12 protein-coding genes are annotated in these 12,503 nt (G+C 70.5%); 3 read left to right on the top strand and 9 right to left on the bottom strand.

What is annotated here, in order from left to right:
- Window positions 1-4 precede the first annotated feature (4 nt).
- Entirely contained in the window at window positions 5-808 is an 804-nt protein-coding gene (locus KBC94_RS07115) for a hypothetical protein (protein ID WP_294367920.1), read from the bottom strand.
- 102 nt (window positions 809-910) lie between these two features.
- Between KBC94_RS07115 and KBC94_RS07110 the strand changes: the two genes are divergently transcribed.
- From KBC94_RS07110 to KBC94_RS07100, 3 genes are all read left to right on the top strand, one after another.
- Window positions 911-1,504 carry a LemA family protein gene (locus KBC94_RS07110; protein ID WP_294367917.1) on the top strand — a complete coding sequence of 198 codons (594 nt, stop codon included), beginning with the start codon at window positions 911-913 and terminating at the stop codon, window positions 1,502-1,504.
- A 182-nt stretch (window positions 1,505-1,686) separates the two neighbouring features.
- Window positions 1,687-2,559, top strand: a complete 873-nt coding sequence (locus tag KBC94_RS07105) for a TPM domain-containing protein (RefSeq protein WP_294367915.1) — start codon at window positions 1,687-1,689, stop codon at window positions 2,557-2,559.
- The gene (locus KBC94_RS07100) at window positions 2,559-3,119 is read left to right on the top strand and encodes a TPM domain-containing protein (protein WP_294367912.1); all 561 of its coding nucleotides are present in this window, start codon (window positions 2,559-2,561) and stop codon (window positions 3,117-3,119) included. Before KBC94_RS07105 ends, KBC94_RS07100 begins: the two co-directional genes overlap by 1 nt.
- A 939-nt stretch (window positions 3,120-4,058) precedes the next feature.
- On the opposite strand, the gene KBC94_RS07095 is transcribed toward KBC94_RS07100, so the two are convergent.
- The 8 genes from KBC94_RS07095 to argS form a co-directional block, all read right to left on the bottom strand.
- On the bottom strand, window positions 4,059-4,532 hold the full coding sequence (locus tag KBC94_RS07095) for a putative toxin-antitoxin system toxin component, PIN family (protein ID WP_294368406.1): 474 nt from the start codon (window positions 4,530-4,532) through the stop codon (window positions 4,059-4,061).
- 31 nt (window positions 4,533-4,563) lie between these two features.
- Entirely contained in the window at window positions 4,564-5,835 is a 1,272-nt protein-coding gene (locus KBC94_RS07090) for a THUMP domain-containing protein (RefSeq protein ID WP_294367909.1), read from the bottom strand.
- Window positions 5,836-5,935: 100 nt separating this feature from the next.
- Window positions 5,936-7,525: an RNA polymerase factor sigma-54 gene (locus tag KBC94_RS07085; RefSeq protein ID WP_294367907.1), complete on the bottom strand. Its 1,590-nt coding sequence runs from the start codon at window positions 7,523-7,525 to the stop codon at window positions 5,936-5,938.
- Between the two features lie 82 nt (window positions 7,526-7,607).
- Window positions 7,608-8,384: an LPS export ABC transporter ATP-binding protein gene (gene lptB / locus KBC94_RS07080; protein ID WP_234193175.1), complete on the bottom strand. Its 777-nt coding sequence runs from the start codon at window positions 8,382-8,384 to the stop codon at window positions 7,608-7,610.
- A complete protein-coding gene (gene lptA, locus KBC94_RS07075) occupies window positions 8,381-9,052 on the bottom strand; it encodes a lipopolysaccharide transport periplasmic protein LptA (RefSeq protein ID WP_294367902.1) in 672 nt (223 codons plus the stop codon). The genes lptB and lptA overlap by 4 nt, the downstream gene beginning before the upstream one ends.
- A gap of 172 nt (window positions 9,053-9,224) precedes the next feature.
- Window positions 9,225-9,881: a thiol:disulfide interchange protein DsbA/DsbL gene (locus KBC94_RS07070; RefSeq protein ID WP_294367899.1), complete on the bottom strand. Its 657-nt coding sequence runs from the start codon at window positions 9,879-9,881 to the stop codon at window positions 9,225-9,227.
- 93 nt (window positions 9,882-9,974) lie between these two features.
- Complete coding sequence (locus KBC94_RS07065; protein ID WP_294367897.1) at window positions 9,975-10,673, bottom strand: SPOR domain-containing protein; 699 nt, start codon at window positions 10,671-10,673, stop codon at window positions 9,975-9,977.
- 56 nt (window positions 10,674-10,729) lie between these two features.
- Entirely contained in the window at window positions 10,730-12,430 is a 1,701-nt protein-coding gene (gene argS / locus KBC94_RS07060) for an arginine--tRNA ligase (protein ID WP_294367895.1), read from the bottom strand.
- Window positions 12,431-12,503: the final 73 nt, after the last annotated feature.

Here is a 12,503-nt window from a genome sequence, read left to right as displayed (position 1 = left end):
CTGACTAAGGCGACTTCCAGGCATCACGGGCGGGCCGCGGCGCGTCGCTGCCATCGGGCGCCTCGCCCAGCAGCCAGCGCGCGGCGACCGTGCGGGCGTCCTGCTGCGAGGCGGCCCACACCACCTCCGGCGCGGCCACATGCATGCCGGGCGGCGCGATGCGCAGCGCCTCGTCCAGCAGCTCGGCCACCTTGACGGCGCGCACCGGCCGGTCGGTGGCCGGCACCATGAAACGCAGGCTCGACAGCATCCAGTGCGCCAGGCCGGGGAGCAGGCCGTGCACCAAGTCCGCCGGCTTGCGCGCGGCGCGAAACAGCAGCAGCCGCTCGAAGCCGAGCCCGGCCAGCGCATGCTCGTCGAGGTTGGCCAGGCCGCGCTTGAGCGCATCGGGCAGACGGCCCGCGTCGTGCGGCTGCACCACGGCCAGCGTGTGTGCACCGCAGGCGCGCAGCCAGATGGCGATGGCCAGGAGTTGCGCGGGGTCGGCCGCCCACAGCGCCCGCTCGCGGCCATGGTGCAGCCGCGGCGGGTCGAAGGCGACGATGCCGATGTCCACCGGCAGGCGAGGCCATTCGGCGGGCGGCCGGTCGTCCGGCACCACCACCGGCTGGATGCCGCGCAGCCCCTCGCGCAAGGGCTGGCCGGCCAGCACGCCCACGCGGGCATAGCCGCCCCCGCCACCGAGGCGATGGACCAGCTCGGCCCCCAGCAGGCCGGTGGCGCCGGCGATCAGCAGTGTCTGGAGGGCAGGCGGACGCGCCATCGGCCGACTGGCGGCCTGCAGGGCTTGGAGGGGGTCGAGGGCCATCGGCCTATGCTACTGTCGCCGCTCCACGGGGGTGCGCGGCGCACGGCGCTTCTTTGCCGTCCGCCCAGCCGCACCGCCGTCCATGCTTTTCAAGGAGGTTCGATGACCCGCTGGCTTTGCGCCCTTCTTCTTGCCGCCACCACCCTGCTCTCGGGCTGCGGCTACAACGACTTCCAGCGCCTGGACGAGGCCAGCAAGGCCGCCTGGAGCGAGGTGCTCAACCAGTACCAGCGCCGCGCCGACCTCGTGCCCAACATCGTGGCCTCGGTCAAGGGCGAGGCCAACTTCGAGCAAGAGACGCTCACGCGCGTGGTCGAGGCCCGGGCCAAGGCCACCTCGATCCAGGTCACGCCCGAGACGCTGAACAACCCCGAGGCCTTCAACAAGTTCCAGCAGGCGCAGGGCGAGCTCTCCAGCGCTCTGTCGCGGCTGATGGTGGTGGCCGAGCGCTATCCGCAGCTGCAGGCCAACCAGGGCTTCCGCGACCTGCGCGTGACGCTCGAGGGCACCGAGAACCGCATCACCGTGGCCCGCAACCGCTACATCCAGACGGTGGAGGAGTACAACGTGCTGGCCCGCAGTTTCCCGACCAACCTGACGGCCAAGGTGTTCAGCTACGAACCCAAGCCCAACTTCAGCGTGCAGAACGAGGCCGAGATCTCCAAGCCGCCTGTGGTGGACTTCAACAAAAAATAGGCCCACCCCCAGTCTTCGCGCACTTCGTGTCGCTCCGCCAACCCCCTTCCAGGGGGCAACACCAGCGGCCCGGCAAAGCCGGTTCCGCGGTGTTCCCCGCCTTCGCTGCGCCCCGGGCGCGCGGCGCAGTCTGGTATGCCTTCTGGGCTGTACTGGCCGCGCTGTGCCTGAACATGGCTTTCATGGCGGCCGTTTGGGCGCAGGGCCTGCTGCCGGTGCCCGCGCTTACGGCACGCGTGATCGACCAGACCGGCACGCTCACGACCACTGAGGCGCAGGCGCTGGATGCCAAGCTGGCCGAGTTCGAACAGCGCAAGGGCTCGCAGATCGTGGTGCTGATGGTGCCGGCCACGGCGCCCGAGGACATCGCGGCCTATGCCAACCGCGTGGCCAATGCCTGGAAGATCGGCCGCCGCGAGGTCGGCGACGGCGTGCTGGTGATCGTGGCCAAGGACGAGCGCCGCATGCGCATCGAGGTGGCCAAGACGCTGGAAGGCGCCGTGCCCGATCTGGCGGCGGCCCGCATCGTCGATCAGCAGATGAAGCCGGCCTTCCGCACCGGCGACTTCGCCGGCGGCCTGGAGGCCGCCGCCGATGCGCTGATCGCGCGCATCGAGAACGAGGCCCTGCCGCTCCCGATGCCCCAGTCGCACACTGTGCAGAGGCAAGGCCTGCTGGACGTCGACTGGGAGGACCTGGCGGTCTTTGTCTTCTTCGGCGTGGTGCTGGGCGGCCCGCTCCTGCGCAGCCTGCTGGGCAACAAGCTGGGGCCGCTGGCCACCGGCGGGCTGGCTGGCGTGGCGGTGTTCATCGTCACCACCAGCCTGGTGGTGGCCGCGCTGGCGACGGTCGCCGCCCTGGTGCTCGCCTTCGTGACGGGCCACCGCGCAGGCTCCGGCCTTGGGGGCCACGGCGGCTCCAGCGGCGGCTGGTCGGGCGGCTGGTCCGGTGGTGGAAGTGGAGGCGGCGGCTGGAGCAGCGGCAGTTCCGGCAGCGGCTTCAGCTCGGGCGGTGGGGGCGATTTCGGTGGCGGCGGCGCCTCGGGAGACTGGTGATGACGACGAACACCGATACCGCCCAGACCCCGCGCCCCGGCCTCATGGCCCGCCTGGCGCGCCTGTGGCGCCACCGCTGGCACGACGAGCACGACGTTCGGCGCCTGCTGCCGCCCGAGGCCGTGAAGCGCCTGGGCCGACGCGTGGCGGCCAGCGAGGCGCGCCACACGGGCCAGGTGCGCATCTGCGTCGAGGCCGGCCTGCCCTGGAGCTACATCCGCCGCGGCGCCAGTGCCCGCGACCGCGCCGTCACGCTGTTCGGCAAGCTGCGGGTGTGGGACACGGCGCAGAACAACGGTGTGCTCATCTACCTGCTGGTGGCCGACCATGCCATCGAGATCCTGGCCGACCGCGGCATCGACGCCCATGTGGACGCCGCCGAATGGGCCGCCATGGCGCAGCGCATGAAGGGCGCCTTCCGCGAGGGCCGCTTCGAGGACGGGCTGACGCAGGCGCTGGAAGAGGTCTCGGCGCTGCTGGTGACGCACTTTCCTGCCGAGGACGACGCCGAGGCGCCGCGGCGCATGAACGAGTTGCCGGATCTGCCGGTGCTGCTCTGAGCTTCGCCGTTACGGGGGCTTGGCGACGTCGGGATCGCCATGTGTATCCGTGGCATCAGCGGCATCAGCGGCATCAGCGGCATCAGCGGCTGGGACGGTAACCCGGCAGAGGACGACGGCATGCGCGCTCCCGGTGCACGCTCGCGCCGACCGGCTTGTCGCGCAAGCGGGGTGCTCGCTCTCCACCGACGCGCCTTGCGCACTGCACGGCGCCGCGAATGGCACCTCCGCACGCACACCGTCATCCTCCGCCTCGACGCTGCGCCCGAGCCCTCCCGTTTTCCGGGCCTTGGCATTCTTTGGGTCCTGGTCCTTTGAGTCCTTTGAGTCCTTTGAGTCCTTTGAGTCCTTTGAGTCCTTTGAGTCCTTTGAGTCCTTTGCGTCCTTCGGCTCCTGAGGTCCTGAGGTCCTGGGGCCCTTGGGGTTGTGGGGTTGTGGGGTTGTGGGGTTGTGGGTCGTGGGTCGTGGGTCGTGGGGTCGTGGGGTCGTGGGCCCTTGGGGTCCTGGGGTCCTGGAGACAATGCCGGCCGGTCAACCCAACCCGTTCGGGCTGAGCCTGTCGAAGCCTCGCCCCTATGGGCAGCACACAGGCGAGTCAAGCAGCGCCGGGCACATGCGCCCCGCGCCCTTCTGCCCTTTGACAAGCTCAGGGCGAACGGAGTTAGGACCCGGGCGGCCGAACCCGGCCGTTCGCGCGCAGCGTCAAGGCGGAGGGTGCCGGTGTGCGTGCGGAGGTGCCATTCGCGGCGCCGTGCAGTGTGCAAGGCGCGTCGGTGGAGAGCGAGCACCCCGCTTGCGCGACAAGCCGGTCAGCGCGAGCGTGCACCGGGAGCGCGCATGCCGGCACCCTCTGCCGGGTTAGCGCCCCGATCGCAGGTGCGTCCGCACAACCCACACATCTGACGAAACCCACGCAACCCACACAGCCAGCGCAGCGACTCAGGGCCAGAGTTCCACGCCCAGCCCCGCCAACCGCTTGCGCATCGCCCGCACGGCCTTGTCCTTGCTCAGCAGCCGCGCCCGGTGCGCCACGGCCAGGTCGATGAACACCTGGTCGTCCGGGTCGGCGCAGGTGAAGGGCGCCTTGGCCGCAGGCGGCTGCAGCTGCGCATGCCGGTCGAAACAGGCCAGCACGTCGTCCACCGACAGGCCGTAGAAGGCCCGCCGCGGCGCGATCTGCGGATAGTCCAGCACGCGGGCCAGCTCGACACGCATCGGGGCCGCCGCCAGCCACCGGTGCTGGCCGGCCTCCAGCGCCGCACGCAGCGGCCTGGCGGCAGCATCGTCGAAGACGAAGAGGTCGAGCACGATGTTGGTGTCGATGACCACGGCGGTCACTTCGGGTTGCGCAGCGGCATCCACCTCGGCACCGCCCGCAGCCGACGAGACCGGCCCGCCCATGTCCGCCGCCATGCGGCTCACCGCGCGCGTCCCTGACGCGGCGTCATGCCGCGGGCGCCGTGCGCGCCGAACCCGCCACCATGTCGAAGCGCAGCAGCCGGCATTCGATGGGCCCGTTCCACATCGGCACGCGGCGCGACTCCTTCAGGCGCATGCGCTGCGGCAGCTTCATGTCGGGCGTGAGCACCCAGGCCGTCCAACCGGCGAAGTTGCGCTTCCAGTGCGTCGCCAGCTGAGGAAAGAAATCATCGCCGCCGTCGGCGCCCGATTCGGTCTGCGCCACCTCGCGCCCGCCCGGCCCGCGCCGCCCCGCGTTGGCGCCGGCGACGCCGCCCACGGCGATGCGCTCGCCATACGGCGGGTTGAGCAGGATCACGCCGCCGCCCTCGACCGGCGGCATGCGCTGCAGCGCATCGCCGCCGCGCAGTTGCAACCGGTCGGTCACGCCGGCGCGCTCGGCGTTGCGCTGCGCGAAGTCGACCATGCGGTGCGACACGTCGCTGCCGAAGACCCGCACCGGCCCTGCCGGTCGCGCGTCGGCCTGCGCCAGCGCCTCTTCGCGCATCGCGCGCCACAGCTCGGCGCGGTGCAGCAGCAGCGCCTCGAAGCCGAAGCGCCGTGAGGCGCCGGCCGGCACGCCGGCCGCCAGCAGCGCCGCCTCGATGGGGATGGTGCCGCTGCCGCAGCAGGGGTCGTACAGCGGCTGCTCGGAGACGGCACCGGTCTCCGGATCCCACCAGCCGCTGGCGGCCAGCATGGCGGCGGCCAGGGTCTCCTTGAGCGGGGCGTCGCCCTTGTCCACGCGCCAGCCGCGCTTGAACAGCGGCTCGCCGCTGGTGTCGATGTAGAGCGTCACGTCCTCCGCCGTCAGGTGGGCGAAGACGCGCACATCGGGAAAGCGCGTCTCCACGCTGGGCCGCACGCCGCCGGCGCGGGCGCGGAAGCGGTCGGCGATGGCGTCCTTGATCTTGAGCGTGGCGAAGTTGAGGCTCTGGAGCGGGCTGCCCTGCGCCGTGAGCTCGACCTTGAAGGTCTGCCGCGGCTGGAACCACATCTCCCAGGCGATGCCCGAGGCGGCTTCGTACAGGTCGGCCTCGCTGCGATAGGGCCGGTGCGCCAGCTGCACCAGCACCCGCTGCGCCAGCCGGCTCTTGAGGTTGAGCGCCTGCACGTCGCGCCAGGCGCCCATCACCCGCACACCGCCGCGCAGCACCCGCAGGTCGTCGCCGCTGCGGCCGGTGATGGCATGCACCTCGGCGGCCAGGAGGTCTTCCACGCCGGCGGCGCAGGGCAGAAAAAGGATCAGTTCGTTCACGGCTTCGTCGTCCGAAAAAATGAGGTGGCCGGCCACCGCGATTCGCCGGCACGCCGATCGGAAGCCCCGGCCCGCGTGCAGGCCAGGAACAAGGCGGCTCCTAGAGCGCCTTGCGCAGATTGGCCGGCGCGATGCGCAGCGCCTCGCGGTACTTGGCCACCGTGCGGCGCGCGCATTCGATGCCCTGCTCCTTGAGCATGTCCGAGATCTGGCTGTCCGACAGCGGCTTCTTGACGTTCTCCGAGCCCACGAACTGCTTGATCAGCGCCCGCACGGCCGTGCTGGACGCATTGCCGCCGGTCTCGGTGCCCAGGGCCGAGCCGAAGAAATACTTCAGCTCCACCGTGCCGAAGGGCGTGGACATGTACTTGGCAGTGGTCACCCGGCTGATGGTCGACTCGTGCAGGCCCAGTTCGTCGGCGATCTCGCGCAGCACCAGCGGGCGCATGGCCAGCTCGCCGTGGATGAAGAAGTTCTTCTGCCGCTCCACGATGGCGTTGGACACGCGCAGGATGGTGTCGAAGCGCTGCTGGATGTTCTTGATGAACCAGCGCGCCTCCTGCAACCGCTGGCTCAGGGCCTGGCTGCCCTCGCCCTTGTGCGACTTGAGCGCGCCGGCATAGATGTCGTGCACGCGCAGCCGCGGCATCACGTCGGGGTTGAGCTGCACGCGGAACTTGATGTTGCTGCCGCGCCCGCTGCGGGTGACGATGACGTCGGGCACGATCACGTGCCGCTCCACATCGACGAAGCGCCGCCCGGGCTTGGGCTCCAGCCGCGCGATCAGTTGCGACGCCTGGCGCACCAGGTCCTCGTTGCTGCGGGTGAGCACGGCCAGGCGCTTGAAGTCGCGCTTGGCCAGAAGGTCCATGGGCTGCTTGCAGATGGCCAGGGCGACCTTGCGGACCTGGTCTTCCTCGTCGCTGTCGTCCGCGTCGGCGCCGGCGCGCAGCTGGATGGCCAGGCACTCGCCCAGGTCGCGCGCGCCCACGCCCAGCGGGTCCAGGCTCTGCAGCAGGCCCAGCGCCACCTGGAAGTGGTGGATCAACTCGTCGAACTCGTCGTTGTCGTCGCCGGCCAGGGCCGAGGCCAGGGCCGGGAGCGAATCCTCCAGGTAGCCGTCGTCGTTGAGCGATTCGATCAGGAAGCGCAGCGCGGCCGAGTCCTCGGGCGTGAGGCGCAGCGACAGCGCCTGGCGGTGCAGGTGGGCCTGCAGCGACTCCTGGCTGCGCGCCAGCTCGGTGGCGTCGGCGCGCTCGTCGTCGTCCTGGCTGCTGCTGTTGTTGCGCGCCGGGGCGTCGCCGCCCCATTCGCTGTCGTCGGGCGAGAACTCCACGGTGCCGTCGCCGTCCCAGTCGGGCTCGGCGTCGACGCTCTCGGTGGCGGGCGCGTCGGCCTCTGCCACGGCGGTGTCGCTGCTGCTCGACGTGCTGCTGGCGCTGGCCGTCGCGGCGTAGTCGGTGCCGTCCTCGCGCTCGTCGCGGGGCACCGGGGCGTCGGCCGCCTCCAGGCCGAACTCCTCGCGCGGCGCCTCCTCGGTCAGACGCTCCAGGAAGGGGTTGTCGTCGAGCATCTGCTCGACCTCCTGGCTCAGCTCCAGCGTCGAGAGCTGCAGCAGCCGGATCGACTGCTGCAGCTGGGGCGTGAGCGCCAGGTGCTGCGAGACGCGCAGCGACAGGCCCTGCTTCATGGCCGGCCTCCCGCAGGGCGCGCAGCCGCTGGCAGGACGGGAAAGGAGCCGGCAGGACGGAACGCGGAAACAGGCACCCTGGCTACATCCGGAAGTGTTCGCCCAGGTACACGCGGCGCACCTCGGCGTTGTCGACGATCTCGGAGGGCGTGCCCTGCGCCAGCACCTGGCCGTCGCTGATGATGAAGGCGTGGTCGCAGATGCCCAGCGTCTCGCGCACGTTGTGGTCGGTAATCAGCACGCCGATGCCGCGCTCCTTGAGGAAGCTGATGATCCGCTGGATCTCGATCACGGCGATGGGGTCGATGCCGGCGAAGGGCTCGTCCAGCAGGATGAAGCGCGGCTGCGTGGCCAGCGCACGGGCGATCTCCACCCGGCGCCGCTCGCCGCCCGACAGGGCCAGGGCGGGTGAGTCGCGCAGGTGGTCGACGCGCAGGTCGGCCAGCAGCTCGGACAGGCGCTGCTCGATGCGATCGCGCGAGAGGGGCGCCATGCGGCCGCGGGCGTCGGGCTCCTCCTGCAGTTCGAGTACGGCGCGCACGTTCTCCTGCACCGTCAGCTTGCGGAAGATCGACGCCTCCTGCGGCAGGTACGACAGGCCCATGCGCGCCCGGCGGTGGATGGGCATGTGCTCCACGGCCTCGCCGTCGATGCTGATCTGGCCAGCATCGGCCCGCACCAGGCCGACGATCATGTAGAAGGACGTGGTCTTGCCGGCGCCGTTGGGGCCCAGCAGGCCGACGACCTCGCCCTTCTGCACGTCGAGCGAGACGTTCTTGACCACCTTGCGGCTGCCGTAGCTCTTCTGCAGGCCACGCGCCTGCAGCCGGCTGCCGCCCGCCGGCACCGCGACGCTCACCGGCTGCCCCCGTTCTGGCCCGACAGCGAGCCGCTCTGGCGCAGCGGCGCGCCGGTGCGCGGGCCGGGGGCCGGCACCTGCGTGGGCTCGGTGCTGCGCGGCGACAGGATGGCCCGCACGCGGCCGCCCGGCTGCTGGGTGCCGCCCGGCGGCGGCGGGGCGCCATTGACGGTGAAGGTGTCGTTGGTCTGGTTGTAGGTGATCAGCGGGCCGGAGGTCTCGTCGGTGACGGTGGTGCCGGTCAGCCGGCGCATGACGGCGCGACGGATGAACTTGACGGTGTCGGCGCGGCCGTCGTACTCGATGACCTCGCCCTCGCCCTCGATCCACTCGTCGTTGCCGCCATCGCGGCGCTGCTTGAAGTAGCCGCGCTGGCCCGGGTCGGCGGTGACCACGCCGTACTGGTAGCCCTCCGGGTCCTGCCGGACCTCGACGCGGGTGCCGCGGATGAGCAGCGTGCCCTTGGTGACCACCACCCGACCCGTGAAGATGCTGGTCTGCTTCAGGTCGTCATAGCGCAGCGAGTCGGCCTCGATGTTCATCGGCTGGTTGCGGTCGGCCTTCTCGGCCTGGGCCGCGGCGGCCAGGCCCAGCGCGGCCACGAGGACCATGGCACGGCCGAGGCGGCGCCAGGGAAGGGAGATCGTGGAGTGCGAGGGATGGGTCATAAAGGCACGGAACTTGCTCTTGATTGTAGGCCCGGCTTTGTCTCAAACCGGCGGCCGCGGTGAATGTCCCGCGCTTGCATTCCGGTAGCGCGCACCGTCGGCAGGGCGCGCGGCACACCCGCAATGAAAAGGCCCGCCGAAGCGGGCCGGGGCGCTGGGGCGGGGCGTCGGCTCAGCCCTTGCGCGATTCGGCCGCCAGGGCCTCCACGATCTGCAGGGCGCGGTCGAGCGAACCGGCCAAGTCGCCGTCCACATAGTAGCGGCCGGCCACCCCGAAGGCGGGCACGCCGGCCACCTGGTAGGCCTCGGTCATCTGGCTGGCACGCTTGGCCTTGCCGGCGACGCCGAAGGACTTGAAGGTTTCCTCGAACTTCTTGGCGTCCAGGCCAGGCTGCTTGCCGGCCCACTCGATCACGGCGGCGTCGCCGAAGATGCGTTGGCGGTCGACGTGGATGGCCTGGAAGATCTTCATCTGGAACTCGTCGACCTTGCCCATGGCCTCGAGCGTGTAGTAGAGCTTCTGCTTGGTCTCGACGTCGTTGCCCACGAAGGGCACCGGGATGCGGCGGAAGGCCACGTAGGGCTGCAGCTTCTTGATCCAGGGTTCGAGCTTGGGCTCGAAGGCAGCGCAGTGTGGGCAGTTGTACGAGAAGAACTCGGCCACCTCGACCTTGCCGGCCGGCGCATCGACCGGGGCCGGCTTGCCCAGCGTCACGTAGTCCTTGCCGGCCTTGAAGGCGGAGGCGGGGGTCTGGGCATGGGCCGCCAGGGGGGCCAGGGGGGCCAGCGTCACGGCCGCGGCGGCCAGCGAAAAGTCACGACGTTTCAAGCGATTTCTCCAACAGGGATGCAGACACAGAGCACGTCGGGCGGCAGCGAGTTCCGGCGATCTGCCGCGCCCGACGGCAACAGGGCAAGGCACTCAGCGCTGGACGCGCACCAGGGCGGCGTCGAAGCCGGCGCCGTCCAGTCGTTCCTTCAGCCGGTCAGCGTCGTCCTTCTTGCTGTACGGACCCGCGCGCACCCGGAAGACGGGACGGCCGGCCTGCTCACGCTCGGTGACGCGCACCTCCACGCCCATCAGCGAGAGCTTGGCGCGCTGGGCCTCGGCGTCGTCGCTGGTGCGGAAGGCACCCGCCTGCACGAAGTACACGAAGGGGTCGGACGCCGCATCGCCGCCGCTGGCGGGCAGGCCGGCGCGCGCGCGGGCCAGGTCGCCCAGCGGATCGGCCGAGGGCGGCGGATTGGCTGCCTGCGGCGCGCGCGGCATGGCCGGCGTGACGGCCGTCGGCGGCGTGGCGGCCTGGGGCGGGGTGCCAGGCTGGGCGGCGATGGCCGGCACCGGCGGGGCGGTGGTCACGGGCGGATTGCCGCCGGCCGGCGCACCCGGCGTGGCCGGCGGCTTGGACGGCTGCTTGCCATACAGCGGCGAATTGGGGTCCCAGTCGCGGTTCTTGCGGGCCTCGGCCTCGTCCTGCTCGGCGGCGCGGGGCTGGGTCTTGGTCATGAACGGGATCGGCACCTTGGTGACGTACACCGCCACGCCGAGCGCCACGCCCAGGCCGAGCACGAGCCCGACGATGAGGCCGATGGCGAAATTGCCCTGTTGTCTGGATCTCATGGATTGCCTTGCTGCTGCAGCGCCACCGGCGCGCCGGGGTGGGATTGTGCGGGCTCTCACATCTTGCGCGGCGCGCTGACGCCCAGCACCGACAGGCCGTTGGCCAGCACCTGCGCGCAGGCGGCGACCAGCGCCAGGCGGGCGCGCTTGGTGGGCACGTCGTCCACCAGGATGCGCTCGGCGTCGTAATAGCTGTGGTACGCCGCGGCCAGTTCGCGCAGGTAGAAGGTGACGTCGTGCGGCGCGAAGTCGCGCGCGGCGGCGGCCAGCATCTCAGGGTATTTGGCCAGCAGCAGCATCAGCGGCTGGGCGGCCTCGGTGGCCAGCGGCGCCAGTTCGGTGCCCTTGAGCGCCGCGGCGTCCACGCCTTCCCTGTCCAGCACCGAGCAGATGCGCGCATGGGCGTACTGCACGTAGAAGACCGGGTTGTCGTTGTTCTGAGCCACGGCCAGGTCGACGTCGAAGGTGTATTCGGTGTCGGGCTTGCGGCTGAGCAGGAAGAAGCGCACGGCGTCGGTGCTGGTCCATTCGATCAGGTCGCGCAGCGTGACGTAGCTGCCGGCGCGCTTGCTGATCTTGACCTCCTGGCCGCCGCGCACCACGCGCACCATGGTGTGCAGCACGTAGTCGGGGTAGCCCTCGGGAATGCCGACACCCGCCGCCTGCAGGCCGGCGCGCACCCGGGCGATGGTGCCGTGGTGGTCGGCGCCCTGGATGTTGACCACCTTGTGGAAGCCGCGCTCCCACTTGGCGATGTGATAGGCGACGTCGGGCACGAAATAGGTGTATGTGCCATCCTTCTTGCGCATGACCCGGTCCTTGTCGTCGCCGTAGTCGGTGGAGCGCAGCCACAGGGCGCCGTCCTGCTCGTAGGTCTTGCCGGCCTCGATCAGCTTGTTCACCGTCGCCTCGACCCGGCCGCTGGTGTACAGGCTGGACTCCAGGTAGTACTGGTCGAAGCGCAGCTTGAAGGCCTGCAGGTCCTTGTCCTGCTCGTTGCGCAGGTAGGCGACGGCGAACTGGCGGATGTTCTCGGTGTCGTTGACGTCGCCGTTGGCGGTGAATTCGCGGTCGTCGGCGCGGACGGTCTTCTTCGCCAGGAAGTCGTCGGCGATGTCCTGGATGTAGTCGCCGTTGTAGAAGGCCTTGCTGGCGGGGTTGTCAGGGTCGGTGGGCCAGCAGTCGTCGCCCGGCTTGAAGCCCTTGGCGCGCAGCTGCGTGCTCTTGGTCAGCGTCTCGATCTGAACGCCCGCGTCGTTGTAATAGAACTCGCGGTGGACGGCCTGGCCCTGCGTCGTCAGCAGGTTGCAGATGGCGTCGCCCAGCGCGGCCTGCCGGCCGTGGCCCACGTGCAGCGGTCCGGTCGGGTTGGCCGAGACGAATTCGACCAGCACCTTCTCGTCCGGGCGCACCGGCTGGCTGCCGAAGGCGGCACCGGCGTCGAGCACCTCGTGCACCACCTGCTGCTTGGCGGCCGGCTTGAGGCGGATGTTGAGGAAGCCGGGGCCGGCGATCTCGATGGCATCGACCCAGCGCGCGTACGCAGGCGTGTCGAGCAGCGCATTGCGCAGCTCTTCGCCGAGCTGGCGAGGGTTCTTCTTGAGGGGTTTGGCCAATTGCATGGCCGCGGTGCAGGCCAGGTCGCCATGGGCGGCGACCTTGGGGGATTCGAAGGCCGCCCGGCTGCCGGCGCCCGGCTCGAATTGCTCGAGCACCTGGGCCAGCGCCGCCAGAAGGTCCTGTTTGACGGTAAGCATCGAAGGATTTTAGGCGGGCGTGCCAGGCCGCCCCGGGCGCAAGCGCTTACGATCCTTTAAGAAAAATTCACTA

This window comes from Pseudacidovorax sp., assembly GCF_017991995.1.
Taxonomy (GTDB): domain Bacteria; phylum Pseudomonadota; class Gammaproteobacteria; order Burkholderiales; family Burkholderiaceae_C; genus Xenophilus.
This window is presented reverse-complemented; position numbering and strand designations above follow the sequence as displayed.

What these genes read in the sequence shown, in the direction of transcription:
- KBC94_RS07085 (WP_294367907.1), bottom strand. Translation starts at nt 7,525, where the DNA reads ATGAAGCAGGGCCTGTCGCTGCGCGTCTCGCAGCACCTGGCGCTCACG.
- argS (WP_294367895.1), bottom strand. Translation starts at nt 12,430, where the DNA reads ATGCTTACCGTCAAACAGGACCTTCTGGCGGCGCTGGCCCAGGTGCTC.
- KBC94_RS07100 (WP_294367912.1), top strand. Translation starts at nt 2,559, where the DNA reads ATGACGACGAACACCGATACCGCCCAGACCCCGCGCCCCGGCCTCATG.
- lptA (WP_294367902.1), bottom strand. Translation starts at nt 9,052, where the DNA reads ATGACCCATCCCTCGCACTCCACGATCTCCCTTCCCTGGCGCCGCCTC.
- KBC94_RS07110 (WP_294367917.1), top strand. Translation starts at nt 911, where the DNA reads ATGACCCGCTGGCTTTGCGCCCTTCTTCTTGCCGCCACCACCCTGCTC.
- KBC94_RS07105 (WP_294367915.1), top strand. Translation starts at nt 1,687, where the DNA reads ATGGCGGCCGTTTGGGCGCAGGGCCTGCTGCCGGTGCCCGCGCTTACG.
- KBC94_RS07095 (WP_294368406.1), bottom strand. Translation starts at nt 4,532, where the DNA reads ATGGCGGCGGACATGGGCGGGCCGGTCTCGTCGGCTGCGGGCGGTGCC.
- KBC94_RS07115 (WP_294367920.1), bottom strand. Translation starts at nt 808, where the DNA reads ATGGCCCTCGACCCCCTCCAAGCCCTGCAGGCCGCCAGTCGGCCGATG.
- KBC94_RS07065 (WP_294367897.1), bottom strand. Translation starts at nt 10,673, where the DNA reads ATGAGATCCAGACAACAGGGCAATTTCGCCATCGGCCTCATCGTCGGG.